The organism is Variovorax sp. YR566, assembly GCF_051992195.1.
Classification (GTDB): domain Bacteria; phylum Pseudomonadota; class Gammaproteobacteria; order Burkholderiales; family Burkholderiaceae_C; genus Variovorax.
The window spans coordinates 2,387,355-2,404,484 of record NZ_CP197092.1 but is presented as its reverse complement, the minus strand read 5'-3'; the positions used below and the strand labels follow the sequence as shown (position 1 = coordinate 2,404,484).

General features: G+C 66.4%; 15 protein-coding genes. 13 read left to right on the top strand and 2 right to left on the bottom strand.

Annotated elements, in window-relative coordinates; all coding sequences use genetic code 11:
• The first annotated feature begins 227 nt into the window (after positions 1-227).
• The 4 genes from ACTG4X_RS11160 (at position 228) to ACTG4X_RS11145 (ending at position 5,894) form a co-directional block, all read left to right on the top strand.
• The gene (locus ACTG4X_RS11160) at positions 228-2,471 is read left to right on the top strand and encodes a hypothetical protein (protein WP_440533816.1); all 2,244 of its coding nucleotides are present in this window, start codon (positions 228-230) and stop codon (positions 2,469-2,471) included.
• 13 nt (positions 2,472-2,484) lie between these two features.
• A complete protein-coding gene (locus ACTG4X_RS11155; protein WP_440533815.1) occupies positions 2,485-2,727 on the top strand; it encodes a hypothetical protein in 243 nt (80 codons plus the stop codon).
• A gap of 22 nt (positions 2,728-2,749) precedes the next feature.
• Positions 2,750-4,900: a phosphocholine-specific phospholipase C gene (locus ACTG4X_RS11150; protein WP_440533814.1), complete on the top strand. Its 2,151-nt coding sequence runs from the start codon at positions 2,750-2,752 to the stop codon at positions 4,898-4,900.
• 82 nt (positions 4,901-4,982) lie between these two features.
• Positions 4,983-5,894: a LysR substrate-binding domain-containing protein gene (locus ACTG4X_RS11145; RefSeq protein ID WP_440533813.1), complete on the top strand. Its 912-nt coding sequence runs from the start codon at positions 4,983-4,985 to the stop codon at positions 5,892-5,894.
• Here the strand turns inward: ACTG4X_RS11145 and ACTG4X_RS11140 are convergent.
• On the bottom strand, positions 5,887-6,774 hold the full coding sequence (locus tag ACTG4X_RS11140) for a LysR substrate-binding domain-containing protein (RefSeq protein ID WP_093082744.1): 888 nt from the start codon (positions 6,772-6,774) through the stop codon (positions 5,887-5,889). The two genes, ACTG4X_RS11145 and ACTG4X_RS11140, sit on opposite strands and share 8 nt — an antisense overlap.
• A gap of 116 nt (positions 6,775-6,890) precedes the next feature.
• Between ACTG4X_RS11140 and phnD the strand changes: the two genes are divergently transcribed.
• From phnD to ACTG4X_RS11120, 4 genes are all read left to right on the top strand, one after another.
• Positions 6,891-7,760 (top strand): phosphonate ABC transporter substrate-binding protein, encoded by an 870-nt coding sequence (gene phnD, locus ACTG4X_RS11135; RefSeq protein WP_440533812.1) that lies wholly within the window; start codon positions 6,891-6,893, stop codon positions 7,758-7,760.
• Positions 7,757-8,563 (top strand): phosphonate ABC transporter ATP-binding protein, encoded by an 807-nt coding sequence (gene phnC / locus ACTG4X_RS11130; RefSeq protein ID WP_440533811.1) that lies wholly within the window; start codon positions 7,757-7,759, stop codon positions 8,561-8,563. The genes phnD and phnC overlap by 4 nt, the downstream gene beginning before the upstream one ends.
• Positions 8,560-9,399: a phosphonate ABC transporter, permease protein PhnE gene (gene phnE / locus ACTG4X_RS11125; RefSeq protein WP_440533810.1), complete on the top strand. Its 840-nt coding sequence runs from the start codon at positions 8,560-8,562 to the stop codon at positions 9,397-9,399. Before phnC ends, phnE begins: the two co-directional genes overlap by 4 nt.
• A gap of 244 nt (positions 9,400-9,643) precedes the next feature.
• Positions 9,644-11,710 (top strand): histidine-type phosphatase, encoded by a 2,067-nt coding sequence (locus ACTG4X_RS11120; RefSeq protein ID WP_440533809.1) that lies wholly within the window; start codon positions 9,644-9,646, stop codon positions 11,708-11,710.
• A 26-nt stretch (positions 11,711-11,736) separates the two neighbouring features.
• Here the strand turns inward: ACTG4X_RS11120 and ACTG4X_RS11115 are convergent, their stop codons facing one another.
• A complete protein-coding gene (locus ACTG4X_RS11115) occupies positions 11,737-12,741 on the bottom strand; it encodes a LysR family transcriptional regulator (RefSeq protein ID WP_093050221.1) in 1,005 nt (334 codons plus the stop codon).
• 102 nt (positions 12,742-12,843) lie between these two features.
• On the opposite strand from ACTG4X_RS11115, the gene ACTG4X_RS11110 reads away from it, so the two are divergent.
• From ACTG4X_RS11110 to xth, 5 genes are all read left to right on the top strand, one after another.
• Positions 12,844-14,073: a pyridoxal phosphate-dependent aminotransferase gene (locus ACTG4X_RS11110; protein WP_440533808.1), complete on the top strand. Its 1,230-nt coding sequence runs from the start codon at positions 12,844-12,846 to the stop codon at positions 14,071-14,073.
• A complete protein-coding gene (locus ACTG4X_RS11105; RefSeq protein ID WP_440533807.1) occupies positions 14,070-15,056 on the top strand; it encodes a Bug family tripartite tricarboxylate transporter substrate binding protein in 987 nt (328 codons plus the stop codon). Before ACTG4X_RS11110 ends, ACTG4X_RS11105 begins: the two co-directional genes overlap by 4 nt.
• Before the next feature lie 22 nt (positions 15,057-15,078).
• Positions 15,079-15,765 carry an RraA family protein gene (locus ACTG4X_RS11100; RefSeq protein WP_440533806.1) on the top strand — a complete coding sequence of 229 codons (687 nt, stop codon included), beginning with the start codon at positions 15,079-15,081 and terminating at the stop codon, positions 15,763-15,765.
• 150 nt (positions 15,766-15,915) lie between these two features.
• Positions 15,916-16,134 carry a hypothetical protein gene (locus tag ACTG4X_RS11095; RefSeq protein ID WP_440533805.1) on the top strand — a complete coding sequence of 73 codons (219 nt, stop codon included), beginning with the start codon at positions 15,916-15,918 and terminating at the stop codon, positions 16,132-16,134.
• A 210-nt stretch (positions 16,135-16,344) separates the two neighbouring features.
• On the top strand, positions 16,345-17,130 hold the full coding sequence (gene xth, locus ACTG4X_RS11090) for an exodeoxyribonuclease III (RefSeq protein WP_093050428.1): 786 nt from the start codon (positions 16,345-16,347) through the stop codon (positions 17,128-17,130).

Here is a 17,130-nt window from a genome sequence, read left to right as displayed (position 1 = left end):
GGCCTGCTCCCGGATACACCGGGAGCCAGGCCCTGGCCGCCCACCGCATCGCGTTCTCCATCGTCTTGCGTCCCTTGCCGGGACGCCGAAGTCGCGCGCGTGGATGCGCCTCGATCTGACGAAAAAGCCGACAGAACTATCGAAATATCCATGGGCTTTCGTCGCTGGCACGTCACCCCGCTCTTCTGTAATTCGACCACTCCCCCCACCAGAGGCAGCCGAAAAAAATGTCAGTCGAGCACTTCATTCCCCAAGCCATTCCCCCAGGCGCCGCCATGCGGGCGCGCAAGGCACCAGACCCGACCGGCACGCGGCAGCGCGCTGCAGGATGGACGCGCGCCTTCGCGCTCACGACCGCGCTCGTTGCCGCACTGAGCGGCTGCGGCGGCGGCAGCGGTTCAGGCGGCGCGGCGCTTGCATTGCCGGCCCCGTCATCACCCGCCCCCACGTCGCCCGAAGCACCATCGACGCCGCTCGCCAACCGCACGCTGGTCATCGACCTCGACGGCGCCACCTACGCCGCAGTGCAAAGCGGCATCGCCGGCGGCACGCTCCCGAACCTCGCCAAGCTCGAAGTGAGGCTGGCCTACAGCGGCGGCATGGCCGGCACGCCCAGCCAGCAACCCACGCTGGACACGCCCGGCTGGGCGACGCTGCTCACCGGCACCTGGGCCAGCCGCCACCAGGTGATGTCGGAAGCACCGAAGCAGGCGGTGCGCGGCGCTACCGTGTTCCAGTTGACCAAGGGCAAGAACACGGGGCCGAACGGCGCGGCCGTCGCTTCGTCGGGGCTGGCCCAATTGCTGTCTTCCGACCACGACAGCGGCTACCTCGACTCGCTCACCGATTGCTCCGGCAATGCGACTGCCACCGACTGCGTGACCACGCAAGCCACGCAACTGATCGGTGGCGACTACGCCACGGTGCTCGCGCAGTACCGCGCGATGAAGGACGCCGCGCTCGACTTCGGACTCGGCTCCACGCAGTACGCGGGCACGCTGGCCAAGCTCGACAAGGCCGTCGGCACTCTCGTCGATGCCACGTCGAAACGCCCGAACACGCGGTGGCTCGTCGTCGTGACCGGCAACCACGGACTCAGCGCCAACAGCCAGGACGACGGCCTTCCGCTGGTGCCCGAGTCGAGCACCTTCATCGGCCTGAGCCAGCCTGCGAACATGGGAACGCAAGGCGTCGGCGCTGCACTGCCGCAGAAGCTGACCGACCTGTATGCGAACGCCGGCATCGCCGACGTTGCGCCGACCGTGCTCGGCTACCTTGGCGCACTGCCGGACGCGAAGACCTACGCGCTGGACGGCAGCCCGCTGACCGGCGCGCAGGCCGTGTCGCAGCTGACCGCATCGGTGGCCGACAACAACTCCTCCAGCGCGAGCGTGGTGCTGAACTGGACGGCTCCGGCCAAGGGCGCGATCACGGTCATGCGCGACGGACAGGTCATCGCTTCGAACCTGCCTGCGGGCACCGCCACGTACACCGACAACCAGCTCTCGCAAGTGCTGAGCGCCAAGGGCACGTACCAGCTCAGCTACACGGTGCAGGCCGGCGACGGCGCGGACGCCGCGTCGAGGGCAGTGCTCTCACCACTCGTGTCCTACGTTCCGCCGGTTCCGCTGGCGCCGACGCTGAAGAACGGACTGGTCTCCTACTACCCGTTCAGCGCCACGCTGCCGCCGGTCGATGCGATGGCGCACAGCACGATGGGGCCCGCCGCGAGCGACCTTCCGCCCGCAGCCGGCCTCGTGGTACCGGGTCCGTTCGCAGGCACCAACGGCCTGCTGGTGGACACGAACTTCGTCAACACCAACGGCGTCGAGGGCTACCGTCTCACGCCGGCCGATGGCTTCGACATCTCCAAGGGCACGGCACCGCAATTCACCATCGGGCTCTGGTTCAAGACGCCATCGTGCGTTGCCACCAACAACGTGACCATCGTCTCCAACAAGAGCTATGTGAGCGGTGGCAATGCCGGCGTTGCCATCGGCCTGTTCGCCAGCTCGGGCAACCAGTGCGGCGTGGCATTCAACATCGGCTCCGGCGGGGGCGTGCGCGCGGACGGGCCGACCAGCCCCTACACGCAGATCACCGTCAACCGCTGGGTGTACATCGCCTTCTCGGTCGACGGCGTGGCCAAGACCATGAACATGTACGTGTTCGATCCGGTGACAAGCACCACCAACCGCGTGGCCGTGGGCAAGTCGACGGGGTCGGTGGACCTTTCCAAGCTCTCGCCGTTTCCGCAGTGGGGCATCGGCGACGACGGCACCGGCACCTTCCTGATGAACAAGTGCAACGGCTCCGTCACGCCGCCGTACTTCGCCGGCAAGTGCGCAACCGCGCCCACGTACCAGCACCACTTCGGCGACCTGGCGATGTGGAACCGCGTGCTGACCGATGCCGAGCTGCAATCGATCTTCCTGTCGAACAAGCCGTTGTCGACGCTGCAGGTCAACTGAGGAGGCACCCATCATGAAATCCAGCTTCTGCCTCTTCCTTGCAGCAGGTATCGCGTGCCTGTTCATCGCCGGGTGCGGTGGCGGCGGCAACAGCGGCGGGGCCAGCCTGCAGTTGCCCATCGCTGCTGCGGCAACCGGCGACGGCGCGGCGCCTGCCGAGATTCCGATCGTGGCGGCGCCATGCGCAAGCTGCGCAGCCGCCGGCACCGACCTGCCGCCAACGCTCCCGAACTCGAAGCTCAACTGCGCGCCCTGAGGGCACGTCGATCGCAACAACCATGACTCCATTCAACCGCCGCTCCTTCCTTCGCGCCGCCGCGGCCGGCGCCGCGCTCGGCCCGTTTCCGCCCGCCATCCAGCGCGCGCTTGCCATTCCGGCGAACAACGCGACGGGCACCATCAACGACGTGGAGCACGTCATCATCCTGATGCAGGAGAACCGCTCCTTCGACCACTACTACGGCACCATGCCCGGCGTACGCGGCTTCAGCGACCGCTTCACCATTCCGATGGCTTCGGGCAACCCCGTGTGGCTGCAGCAGGGCACCGCCGACGCAGTGCAGCCGTTCTATCTCGATGCGACCAAGGGCAACGCGCTGCGCGTCGGTGGCGCGCACGACTGGGGCGACCAGCAGTCTGCGTGGGACGGCGGGCGCATGGCGGCATGGCCGAAAGCCAAGAACACCAAGATCTCGATGGGCTACCTGCAGCAGTCCGACCTGCCGTTCCACTGGGCGCTGGCCAATGCCTTCACCATCTGCGACGCGTATCACACGTCGATCCACACGGGCACCTTCACCAACCGCATGTTCCTGTGGAGCGGCACGAACGGCGCGAACGTGGCCGGCCAGGCCTGCGTGACCAACGCCAACTGGGGCGGCCTGGGGCCCTCCACCGATGGCCTGACCTGGACCACCTACCCCGAGCGGCTGCAGGCTGCCGGCGTGCGCTGGAAGGTCTACAACAGGCCGGGCAACAACAGCAACAACAACCAGCTGGTGGCGTTCGCTTCCTATCGCGCCGTCGACGAGCAGCTGCGGTCGCAGGGCTCGCCGAATGTGGCGTACTCGCCTGCGATCGAAGCGCAGTCGCCGCTGTACAAGGGCTTCGGCAACACCATGCCCGACGGCGGCTACCTGCAGGCGGTGGCCGACGACATCGCCGCGGGCACGCTGCCGCAGGTGAGCTGGATCGTTGCGCCGGGGCCCTACAGCGAGCACCCGAGCATGTCGGTTCCGCAGCAGGGCGCGTGGTACATCCAGACGCTGCTCGACATGCTCACCGCCAATCCGGAGGTGTGGAGCAAGACCGTGCTCATCATCAACTTCGACGAGAACGACTGCTTCTTCGACCACATGCCGCCGCCGGCCCCGCCGTGGCGCAACGCGGACGGCACCTATGCCGGCAAGTCGACGGCGGACATCACCAACGAGTACTACACGATGCCGCCGCCGCCCGGCGACTCGAGCAAGCGCACGCCCGACGGCAAACCCTTCGGCGCCGGCGTGCGGCTGCCGATGCTGGTGATTTCTCCGTGGAGCATCGGCGGCTGGGTCAACTCGCAGGTGTTCGACCACACCTCGACGCTGCGCTTCCTGGAGCAGCGCTTCGGCGTGCGCGAAACCAACATCAGCCCGTGGCGCCGCACGGTGTTCGGCGACCTGATGTCGTGCTTCGACTTCCGCAACCCGAACGCGGCCAAGCCCGCGCTGGTGACGGCGCCGACCAAGGCGCAGGCCGATGCCACGCTGTCGCAGCAGGTGGCCGCGCCCGGCGTGCCGGTGCCCGCGGCGGGTTCGGTGCCGCTGCCTTCGCAGGCGCTCGCCCTGCGGCCTTCGCGTGCGCTTCCGTATCACCTGCACACCAGCGCCAACGTCGACCTGCCCAACGGCCAGGTGTGGCTCACGTTCAGCAACACGGGCACGCAAGGCGCCGTGTTCCATGTGTACGACGAGCTGAACCTGTCGCGCTACCCCAGGCGCTTCACCGTGGAGCCCGGCAAGATGATTTCCGACGCCTGGGCGGCGGTGGCCGACAACACGGGCAAGTACAGCCTGTGGGTGCTCGGGCCCAACGGCTATCACCGGCGCTTCAAGGGCGACATGGGCGCGCTGGCCAGCGGGCCGAACCCGGAAGTTCGCGTGTGCTACGACAGCAGCGGCAACTCGGTGTACCTGACGATCATGAACATGGGCAACGCCCCAGCGACCGTGACGGTCGGCGCCAACGCGTACCGCACAGACGGCCCCTGGACCTACACCGTGGCGCCCGGCATGCAGGTGGAGCCGTCATGGTCGCTCGCAGGAACCAACAGCTGGTACGACTTCACGCTGACCATGGGCACCAGCTTCGAACGGCGCTTCGCGGGGCGGCTGGAGACCGGCAAGGACGGCGTGAGCGATCCGGCCATGGGGGTCGCGGCCACGTAGCCAGCGGCTTACACGCGGCCATCATGATCGCCCGGCATCATGGCGCCCTTTCAGACGACCCAGTGGCCCGGGAGACCCTGCAGTGACGCTCAACCAGATTCGCGCATTCATCGCCGTCGCGCAAGAGGGCGGCTTCACAGCCGCCGCGCGCACGCTGGGCATGAGCCACAGCACACTCAATTCGCAGATCCAGATGATGGAGCGCGAATACGGTGCCGAGCTGTTCCACCGCCGCGGCCGGCGCGTGGAACTATCGGCGCTGGGGCTGGAGATGCTGCCCCTGGCCCGACGCATGATCGCGCTCGAAGGCGACATGAGCTCGCTGCTGGACGACAGTGGCAAGCTGCGGCACGGATCGCTGAAGGTCGGCGCGGTCGGGCCCTTTCACGTCACCGAGATGATCGAGGCGTACCACGCGGTCCACCCTCGCATCAAGATCTCCATCACGCTGGGCAATTCCGAAGTGATCCTCGACGCGCTCGACAAATACGTGAGCGACGTGGGCGTGCTGGCAAGCCGGTTTCCCGACGAGCGCTACTACACGCAGCTCTACGCGCAGTACCCGGTGATCGTGTTCGTGCACGTCGATCATCCGTTCGCCAAGCGCAAGTCGATCGCGCTGAAGGAGTTGTCGGGACAACCGCTGCTGATGCGCGAACCCGCCTCCACGACCCGCAAGGCGCTGGAGGACGCGTTGATCGCGCAGGGCGTGACCGTGCAGGTCGCGATGGAAATCGGAAGCCGCGAGGCGCTGCGCGAAGCCGTGGCCAGGGGGCTTGGCATCGGCACCGTCTCGCAGTCCGAATACGTGCCCGATCCGCGCCTGAGGCCGGTGCGCATCGAAGGCGATGTCGTCTCCACGCACATTCACGTGTGCTGCCTGCGCGAGCGTCGGGAGAGTCGGCTGATCTCGTCGTTCTTCGATGCGATCGACGCCCGCCTGCAGGCTCGCGGAGGATCGATACCGTCGCTTGCCTCCTCAGCGCTCAGGTAGCCGCAGGCTGCAGCCCCTTGCGCAGCTTCAGCGCCACGTCGAAGAAAGATGCGAGCACGCGGCTCTCGCGCCTGATCTGGAGGCAATAGAGGTAGGTGTGCGTCACGGCGGGGTCGCCCTCTATGCGAACGGTGCGCAGGCGCTCGTCCGGAATGAACTCCGCCTCCGAGACGGCACCGATGCCGATGCCGCGCGCGGCCGCTTCACGGATGGCCTCGCGGCTTCCGATTTCCATGGCGAGCTTCGGACGGACGCCCGCGCGCTGGAAAGCCTCGTCGAGCGCGCGCCGCGTGCTCGAGCCGCTTTCCCGCTGGAGCATCGGCTGTCCGTGCAACTCGTCCAGCCGGATCTGGCCGCGGCTCGCGAAGGGGTGGTCGCGATGCACGAACAGGATGAGTGCGTGCCGCGCATACGGCGTGGCACTGAAGCCGGGCGCCTCATGGAAGCGCGCCAGCACGCCGATGTCGACGGCGTATTCCTCCAGGTCCTTGAACACCGAGGACGAATTGCCCATGCGGATAGAGACGTCGAGGCGCGGGTAGCGCTTGCGATAGGCATCGACCATCTCGATGACGTGGAAGGGGCCAACCGCCCCGAGCTTGAGTTCGCCGGACTGGAGGTCGCCGCTGTCGTGAAGGAGGTTGTACGAGTCCTGCTCCAGCGACGCGATCTGCCGCGCGATGGGTAGAAGGCGCTCGCCCACGCTGGTGAGTTCGATGCGGTGACCCTGGCGATGGAAGAGCACGACGTTGTGCTGGCGCTCAAGGGCCTGGACCTGGGTGGTGAGCGTCGGCTGGCTCAGGCCCACGGCACGCGCGGCTGCGCTGAAGCTGCCGTGCTGGGCCACGGCGAGAAAAGCACGGAGTCTGGCTGCTGACATCCATAGATTGTCTCAATAGATACGTGACAAATACGTGATCGATTTGATATTTCGTTGTCACATGGCGTTCTTAGTCTTGCGCTAATTCCCAACCTTCACCCCACCGAGCACCACCCATGAGCCCCCTCTTTCGCCTGCGCCGAAGCCTGATCGCCCTCGCCCTGTCCACCGTCGCCGCCATGCCGGCGCTGGCCGCGCCACCGCTCACCATCGGCCTGATTCCGGCCGAGGACTCGCAGGCCATGATCGAGAGCAGCCGCCAGGTGCTCGACAGCCTGCAGCAGCAACTGGGCATGCCGGTCAAGCCCTTCGTTGCCACCGACTACAACGGCGTCATCGAAGCCCTGCGCTCCAAGAAGCTCGACGTGGCCTACCTCGGCCCGTTCTCGTACGTGCTTGCCAACCAGATCGCCGATGTAGAAGCCTTCGCGGTGGCCGTCACGAAGAAGACTGGCCAGAGCTCCTACAAGAGCGTGATCATTGCGCGCAAGGAAAGCGGCCTCGCCAAGACCGCCGACCTGAAGGGCCGCACCTTCGCCTTCGTAGACCCAACCTCCGCGTCCGGCCACCTGTTCCCCAAGGCGGGCCTGCTGCAGGCCGGCTACGACCCCGAGACCTTCTTCAGCCGCGTCATCTTCTCGGGCTCGCACGACGCCAGCATCCTCGCCGTGGCCAACAAGAAGGTCGATGCCGCAGCCGTGGCGGACCGCATCCTCGCGAGCGCCATCGCCAAGGGCCAGGTGAAAGCGGACGAGCTCGAGATCGTCTGGTCGTCTAACCCGATTCCCGAATCGCCGATGGTCTGGCGCAAGGACCTCGATCCGGCGCTGAAGGCAAAGATCGCGAAGGCCCTGGCCAACGTCAAGGACCTGCCGTGGGGCGACCAGGGCGTGCTGAACGGCTTCCAGCCCACGAACGACGCGGCCTACAACGTCGTGCGCGACACCGCCAAGGTGCTCAAGCTCGATCTGCGGAGCATGAAGTGATCCGCATCCGGCGGCTCACCAAGCAGTACGGCGACAACGCCGTGCTGCGCGGCGTTGACCTGGACGCGGCTGCGGGAGAGTTCGTGGTGGTGCTCGGCGAGTCGGGTGCCGGCAAATCGACCCTGCTGCGATGCGTGAACCGCCTGGCCGTGGCGGACGGCGGCGAACTGAAGGTCGACGGCATGGATGCCGTGCAGTGCGCCGATACGCGCGCGCTGCGCCAGCGTGTCGCGATGATCTTCCAGCACCACAACGTGGTGCCGCGGCTGAGCGCGTTGAAGAACGTGCTGACCGGCCGCCTGGGTGCAGTGTCGACGCTCGCTTCGGTCATGCACTTCTTCAGCCGCGAAGACATCGCGCTGGCGCACGAGTGCCTGGGCCGCGTGGGCCTTGCGCACAAGGCGCATGAACGCACCGATTCGCTGTCGGGCGGCCAGATGCAGCGCGTGGGCATCGCCCGTGCGCTTGCGCAGCGACCGAGGCTGATCCTCGCGGACGAACCGGTTGCCAGTCTCGACCCGCAGACCTCGCGCAAGGTGCTGCAGTACCTGCACGATGCCTCGCGCGACCTGGGGATCACCGTGCTGTGCAACCTGCATCAGGTCGACTACGCGCGCGAGTTTGCCGACCGCATCGTTGGGCTCGCGCAAGGCCGCGTCGTGTTCGATGGCGTGCCGCAGGCCATGGGGCAGGACGACATCGATCGCATCTACAACATGCCGCAACCGGCCGTCGACCGGAAGGACGCAGCCAGCAACCCGGCCGCACTGGCCATGCCCTCGATGGCCGGCACGCAAGGATGAACATGACGAACACGAAACCCGCATCGACCAGATACGCCTGGACCGGCCCGCTGCCCGAAGGCCGCAAGGGCTGGTTCAGCCTGCTCATCGGAATCTGCATCGTGGCCTGGGCGCTGCAGTGGAGCGCCGCCGGAGCCCAGCTCAGCTGGACGGAACTCGCGGCCGGCCTGCCGCAGATCCTGGACTTTCTCGGCCGCACCCTGCCGCCCGACCTGAACATCCTGAGCCGCCTCGTCGCGCCTGCGCTCGAGACCGTGCAGATCGCGGTGTGGGGAACGCTGCTGGCCGTGCTGCCCGCCATTCCCCTTTCGTTCCTGGCCGCGCGCAACCTGCAGAGCAACCGGTGGATCTACCAGAGCACGCGGCAGGCATTGAACGTGGTGCGCAGCATCAACGAACTGATCCTGGCACTGGTGTTCGTCTCGGCTGTTGGCCTGGGGCCGTTTCCCGGTGTGCTGGCGCTGGCGCTCCATGGCGCGGGCATGCTGGGCAAGTTCTTCGCGGATGCCATCGAGGAAATCGACCAGGGCCCGCTCGAAGCCTTGCGCGCGACCGGCGCGCGGCCGTTGCAGGTCATCGTGTTCGGCGTGCTGCCGCAAGTCGTCACTGCGTGGATCGCCGTGGTTCTCTACCGCTTCGAGGTGAACCTGCGCTCGGCGACGGTGCTGGGCATGGTCGGCGCCGGCGGACTCGGCTTCGAGCTGGTGAGCAGCCTCAAGCTCTTTCGCTATCCGGAGACAGCCACCTGCATCATCGTCATCACCGTGATGGTGATTGTTGCGGACACGCTTTCCAGTCAACTGCGCCACCGCATCCAGCGCAGCGGACGGCACTGATCGCGCGTAGTCAGTGCCAGCCTGGCCAGCTGACCAGGACCTGACCACCTTCTGCTGCGCTCTGTCAGTCACCGCCATGTCACGCACGCGCTGAAAGCTCCACCCCTTTCGCTCGTCCGTGACTCTCATGCAGCCTACTTCTCCGCTTCGCCGCGCCCTGGCCCTCGTGCCGGTTTCTTGTCTCAGTCTCTCGGCGCTCCTGCTGGTTGCATGCGGAGGGGGAGACAGCGGTTCTTCTTTCGTCTTGCCTCCGGCCGCCGGGGTTTCCACAACGCCGGGCAGCACAACGACCACCAGCACCAGCGGGGTCGTGGTCGGCAGCTACTTCGTCAACGCCAAGGTCTGCCTGGACCTCAACTCCAACGGCCGCTGCGATGCGGGCGAACCGGCCACCCGATCGGACAAGCAGGGCGGCTTCACGCTTGCCGGCTCGGGCGCGGGCATCGTGGCCGAGATCGGCACCGATGCCACCGAGCTCGATCCGTCCATCCCCTCATCCAAGCCGGTGACTTCAGCGCTCGTGCTGCGTGCGCCGAAGGAAGCGCCGAGCGTTGTCGACTTCGAATCGACCGCGGTGGTCGCGGAGATGGAAGCCAACGGGCTCGACTTCAAGACCGCTGCGGGCAAGGTGGCAATCTCTGTCGGCGTGGTCGCGTCGAAGCTGCTCGGTGACATCAACACCGAGAGCGACCCTGTTGCAAAGGCCGCGCTCAAGGCCGCTTCCGACGAAGGCCTGCAGCGCATCCGCGATGCCCTCGCATCGGCCGCGAACACTGACGACGTCAAGGCGGTGGTAACGGCCGCCGCCCTGACCGACCGCTACTACCAGACCAAGGCGCCGTACCGCCCGCAGCAGGATGTCAGCACCTACGAGGCGGCGCCCGCGGGCTTCTCGCCGGTCTACACCGAGGTGGTTGCGCGCCACGGCTCGCGCGGGCTCTCGGGCCTCAAGTACGACCTTGCGGTCTACAACATGTGGAAGAAGGCACAAGACGACGGCGCCCTCACGCCACTGGGCGAGAAGCTCGGGCCCGACGTGCTGAAGATCATGAAGGCCAACTTCCTGCTCGGCTATGGCGTGGCCGGCATCAGCACGCCCGGCTACGGCAACGAGACGCAGGTTGGCATCAACGAGCACACGCAGCTTGCGGCAAGGCTGGTTCAGCGCCTGCCGGCCTACTGGAAGCAGATCGGCGACAACGCCGGCTCCGCCCCACGCCAGATCGTGACAGTGACCTCCGGCGTCGATCGCGCAGTCGACAGCGGCAACTTCTTCGTGCAGTCGCTCAAGGCGGTGCAGCCTGCGCTGGCGCCGCTGCTGACCTATCCGCCGGCACCGGCGCCCTACCCCGACAACGGCACGGCCGTGAGCCAGCCGGTGGGCACCAACCGCTTCCTGCTGTACTTCCACAAGCTCGTGAAGGCGACCGACCTGGTAACGAACACCACCGATCCGCTCTACACGACCTACCAGGCCAGCCTGGCCTACCAGAACTACAAGAGCAACGATGCCGACCTGCTCGCCAAGCAGAGCGGCCTCACGGTCACGCCCGAGGCCGCGGCCGCCGGCCGCTTGCTGCTGGAGCGCCTGTTCGCCAGGAGCTTCGTCGACAAGATCGCCAACGGCACGTACAGCTTTTCCAACAGCGGCAGCTTCAGCTACACGAGCGACGACGGCAAGTTCGCGCCCAGCCTGAGCGGCGACGGCAAGACATCGATCAAGTCGCCCGGCGACGCAGGCGCGCTACTGTACGAGCTGTATGTGATCGCACCCGCGATGCGCAGCGAGGCCGGCGTCGATTTCACGGCCTACATGCCGGCAGCGCAGGCGAAGTTCTTCGCCGCGCTCAACGACGGCTCCGATTTCTACGACAAGGGCCCCGGCATGACGGAGAAGGGCGACATCACTTCGCGCATGTCGCAGATCCTGGTCGACGACATGTTCAACGAAGTCGATGCAATCGCCAGGGGCGACCGCTCGCACGCGGCCAAGCTGCGCTTCACGCACGCGGAAATCATGATGCCCTTCGCGGTGCGCATGGGCCTGAAGGGCGAGGACCAGAGCGTGCCCAAGGCCTCCAGCTTCAGCTACGACAGCAACACGTGGCGCGGCGACTACGTCTCGCCGATGGCGGCCAACATGCAGTGGGACGTGTTCGCCGACGGCGGCGGAAAACTGCTCGTGCGCATGCTCTACAACGAGAAGGAAACCGACTTCAAGGCGGCCTGCGATGGCGCCAAGGCTGCGGGCACGGCGCACTACTACGACTACACGGGCCTGAAGGCCTGCTACGGGCACGTGGCCCAGTAGCCCAGTAGCCCCGCATCTCCCCGCATCTATTTCCTGGTCTTCCTGGCAGGCGTCTTCACGCCCTGGCGCAGCGAGCGCTGCCTCAGCGTCGCACCCGAGCCCCGCGGTGGGCGCGCCGGGGCCACGTCGTGCTGGCTCGCCCGCAAGGTGAAATCGCATGTCTTCACGGCCAGCTCGACGATGCGCGCCAGCGCGGGGCTGGAGTTGTCGCGCCGGTAGACCGCGCTGTAGACCAGCGGCGGCGGCATGGGGTCGCTCTTCACCACACGTAGCAGGCCACTCTTGATGTCCGGGCGCACATAGTCGAGCGCCTGCTGGCTGATGCCGAAGCCGCTGATCGTCAGTTCGCGCAGAACAGTCGTGCTGTTCGTCAGCATGACCTTGCCGAAGCGGAAGCCGTGCTCCGCGCGCCAGGCTTCGTAGAACCTGTTCTTCGAGGCACCGGCAGGCTGCTCGATCACGGGGTAGTCGGCAAACTCGTGCGGCTTCAATGCCCGCGCGGGAATGTCGAGCCGCGGGCTCGCGATCCAGGCCTGGTCGACCTGCCCCACCTTGATAGATTCGAAGGCCTGGCCCCAGAAGATGCCGGGCATGATGGTCAGGTCGAGCTTGTTGGCTTCGAGGCGCTCGAAGAGCGTGAGCCCCGCGTCCACCACCGGCTCCAGCGTGACCTGGGGGTGCAGCTTCTGCAGCAGCTGGATCAGGCGTGTGAGCCAGGTCATCGCAATCAGCTCCGTCACGCCCACACGGAAGGTGCCGCGCAGCGTCTTGTCGAGGCTGATGTCGTGCTCGATGCGCTGCCAGAGCCGTTGCGCTTCTTCCGCGAGCGGCAGCAGCTCCCGGCCGGCCTGGGCCAGCTCCAGGCCGTGGGAGGTGCGATGCAGCAAGGGGCCGCCGAGCGACTCCTCTAGTTCCGCCAGGCGCTTGGAGATGGCCGACTGCGTGGTATGCAGCTTCACCGCCGCGGCACTGAAGCTCTGGAGCTTGGCGCTGAAGAGGAAGGCCTCCAGCTGCTTGAAAGTGAAGTTCATGCCAGCGGAATGTACGCCCATGGCTCTGCAGGAAAAAAAGGAATACCGCGCTCCTCCGATTTCTCGTTTGTCCTGCGACAGCCGGACTTTGATACTGCGTGCATGCTTCACATCGCACCACGCCTGAATCGAATCAAACCATCCCCCAGTTCCATGGCCGGCCAGAGGGCGCGCGAGTTGCGCGCGATGGGCCGGGACATCCTCGGCCTGACCGCGGGCGAGCCCGACTTCGAGACACCCGGGCACATCAAGGAAGCGGCAATCCGAGCCATGACCGACGGCCAGACCCGCTACACGGACGTGGGCGGCACGCCGGTGCTGAAGGAAGCCATTGCCGGCAAGTTCCTGAACGAGAACGGGCTGGCCTACACACCGGGCGAGATCATCGTGGGCACCGGCGCCAAGCAGGTGATCTTCAACGCGCTCATGTGCACGGTCGCGGCGGGTGACGAGGTGATCGTGCCGGCGCCCTACTGGGTGTCTTACCCGGACATCGCCCTGCTGGCCGGCGGCGTTCCGGTCTTCGTCGACTGCCCGGCGGCATCGGGCTTCAAGCTGCAGCCTGCCGACCTAGAACGCGCCATCACCCGCAAGACACGCTGGCTGATGCTGAACTCGCCGAACAACCCGAGCGGGGTGACCTACACGCGTGCCGAGCTCCAGGCACTGGCCGAGGTGCTGCGGCGCCACCCCCACGTCTGGGTGCTGACCGACGACATCTACGAGCACCTGATCTATGGCGACGTCGAGTTCGCCACCATGGCCCAGGTGGCGCCCGACCTCAAGGACCGCACGCTGACAGTGAACGGTGTTTCCAAGGCCTACGCGATGACGGGCTGGCGCATCGGCTATGGCGCGGGGCCTTCGGCGCTGGTCAAGGCGATGGTCAAGCTCCAGTCGCAGAGCACCTCCGGGCCGAACTCGATCGCACAGGCTGCAGCCGTCGCCGCGCTCACGGGACCGCAGGGCACCATTGCCTCTAACCGGCGCGAATACGAGAAGCGGCGCGACATGGTGGTTGCCTCGCTCAATGCCATCGACGGCATCCATTGCGCAGCGCCCGACGGTGCGTTCTACATCTTCGCGTCATGCAGCGCGCTGTTCGGTCTTCGCACACGCACGGGCGTCGCAATCGAAAGCAGCGACGACTGGGTGATGCACCTGCTCGATTCGCAGGACCTGGCGGCGCTGCAAGGCAGTGCCTACGGCGTGCCGACACATTTCCGCATTTCGTTCGCCGCCAGCACAGAGCAGCTGCTGGAAGGGTGCCGCCGCATTGCGCGGGCGCGCGACGAACTCTCGGGCCAAGCCATCAACCAGGAACTGCAATGAAACTCCAACCTCTTCTGAAGCTGCTGCCGGCCCTTGCCGCGGGCACCGTCTGGCTTGGCGCAACCCATGCGTGGGCTGCAGATGCCTTTCCGTCGAAACCGGTGAAGATCCTCGTCGGCTTTTCGCCCGGCGGTTCCAACGACGTCGTGGCGCGCCTGATTGCGCCGAAGCTGGCGGAAGGGCTCGGGCAGCAGGTGCTGGTCGAAAACCGTCCCGGCGCCGGCGGCAACATCGCGGCATCGGCGATGCTCGGCGCGCCTGCGGACGGGCACACGCTGCTGATGTGCACCACGGGAACCCTGTCGATCCAGCCGTACATCCTGAAGAGCATGCCCTTCGATCCCGAGAAGGACATCGCACCGGTCACGCAAGTCGTCAACGCGCCCTACATGCTGCTGGTCAATTCGACCCTGCCGGTGAAGAGCGTCAAGGAGCTCGTTGCATACGCCAAGCAGAAGCCCGGCGAGATCAACTTCGCTTCTTCGGGCACGGGCACCGGCGGGCATCTTGCGGGCGAGATGCTGAAGAGCCGAGCGGGCATCGACATCGTTCACGTGGCCTACAAAGGCACTGGCCAGGCCATGACGGACCTCATTGCAGGCCAGGTCTCGATGATCTTCGACCAGCCCGTCAGCTCGATGCAGTACGCACGCGCCGGCAAGCTCCGCGCGCTGGCTGTGGCCAGCCCGCGCCGGCTGGCGGCCTTTCCGGACATTCCGACCGTGACGGAGGCCGGCGTTCCCGACTTCGACCCCGTGACCTGGGCAGGCATCTGCGCGGCGAAGAACACGCCACCGGCCGTCGTCGAGCGCGTCCAGCGCGAGGTTGCCAAGGTGCTGGCGATGCCCGAGATCTCCAAGCGACTCGCTGCCGACGGCCTGGAGCCCGTAGGGAGCACCCCCGAGCAGTTCCGCGCCTTCCTGGCTGCCGACAAGCGCAAGTGGGGCCGCGTGGTGAAGGACGCCGACGTCAAGGCCGAGTAAGAAAGAGAACGAGAGACAGACGATGAACCAGCTACCCGACATCATTCGCGACTTCGAGCGCGTTCCCTCCGATCTGGTCCGGCAGGCCTCGGCGTTCCAGCCGGCCATCCTTGCCGACGTGGCAGGCCGCCGGGGCGCCCTGCACGGCCGCATCCAGGCCTTGCGCCACCGGATGACGCTCGTCGGCAGTGCGCTCACGGTCGAAGTGCGGCCGGGCGACAACCTGATGATCCACGCCGCCATCGCGCTGGCAAAGCCCGGCGACGTGCTGGTGATCGACGGCAAGGGCGACCGGAGCGCCGCCCTGATGGGCACGATCATGATGAACGCCTGCCGGCAGGTCGGCATCGCCGGCGTGGTGATCGACGGCGCGGTGCGCGACAGCGTCGAGATCGACGAGATGGATTTTCCCGTCTTCTCGGTCGGCACCAATCCCAACGGCCCGACGAAGCTGGCCTCGGGCCGCATCGGGCATCCGGTGTCCGTGGGCGGCGTGGCCGTGCGTGCAGGCGACCTGGTCGTGGCCGATGCCGACGGCGTGGTGGTGGTCGAGCGGGAAAGAGTCGAGGTGCTTCTTCAGGCCGCAAAGCAGAAGGTCGAGGACGAAGCCGCACGCATCGAGGCCATCAGGAAAGGCGACACGGCGGCCAAGTGGCTGGACTCCGCCCTGCGCAAGGCGGGCGTGCTCAAGGAAAACGAGACGCTGTAGGCAGCATTCGACCGATGGCATCTGCGCCGGGAGGGCGATTGCGCACAGCGGAAATCAGGCGCTCATAATGTCCGCCGGCCACGCCAGAGGCCGCCGTCCCCTCCTCTTTCAGATCCGAGCTTTCTTTTCTGGCGTTCACTGGACGACACCATGAGCTCATTGCACATGTTTCTACCGGTATGCGAACCAGCGCGCAGCGAGGCGCTGGCGCAGTTGATAAGGACACACCACGTGCCCCGCCACCTCGTCAAGGGCGTCGCGATCAGGAACCGCAGTGCATGCGGGCCGACCGCTCCGGTCGGCGCACCGCAGCAACAAAGCCTGCAGCAGGCGCAGGAATCCCAGGCACCCGCTGCTGCGCCGGAGTAGCCGCATCGCATTCGCCGTCCGGGCGCCTATGGCCGAAGAAACCGGAGCACTCCCCGGCGTGCCCGCCTGCCTGCCCCGAACTACTGTTGCGCCCACTTACCTGCCTTGCACTCGGAGAGGTCGAGTGCTTTTGCTAAGCTGACCGGCCAAATGCAGCGCTGCGCCGCGCGCGACGCAAAGATCATTGGCAATCAACAAGTCAGCAAACCCATGAAAATAGCCACCTGGAACGTCAATTCCCTCACTGCGCGCCTGCAGCACGTGCTCGACTGGCTCATCGCCAACCCGGTCGACGTGCTGTGCTTGCAGGAGCTCAAGATGACCGACGACAAGTTCCCGCTCGAGGTGCTGAAGTCGGCCGGCTACGAGGCCGCGGTGTTCGGCCAGAAGACCTACAACGGCGTGGCGATTCTCAGCCTTGCACCGGTGCGCGACGTGGTGAAGAACATCACCGACTTCAGCGACGACCAGTCGCGCGTGATCGCGGCCACGGTCGAGACGCCTTCGGGTCCGCTGCGTGTGGTCAACGGCTACTTCGTGAACGGCCAGGAGCCGGGCAGCGAGAAGTTCGCATACAAGATGAAGTGGCTCGACGCACTGCGCGACTCGCTGCGCCAGGAGCTGGCGGCCAACCCGAACCTGGTGCTGCTGGGCGACTTCAACATCACGCCGGAAGACCGCGACAGCTTCGACCCGGTGGGCCTGAAGGAAACGATCCATCACACGACGGAAGAGCGCAACCACTTCAAGGCGCTGCTCGACCTGGGCCTGACGGATAGCTTTCGCATGTTCGAGCAGCCCGAGAAGAGCTACTCATGGTGGGACTACCGCATGCTGGGCTACCAGAAGAACCGCGGGCTGCGCATCGACCACATCCTGGTGAGCCAACCGCTGGTGCCGCGCGTGAAGGGCTGCATCATCGACCGCGTGCCGCGCAAATGGGAAAAGCCGAGCGACCATGCGCCGGTGGTGCTCGATCTCGAGCAGGGTGCCTGA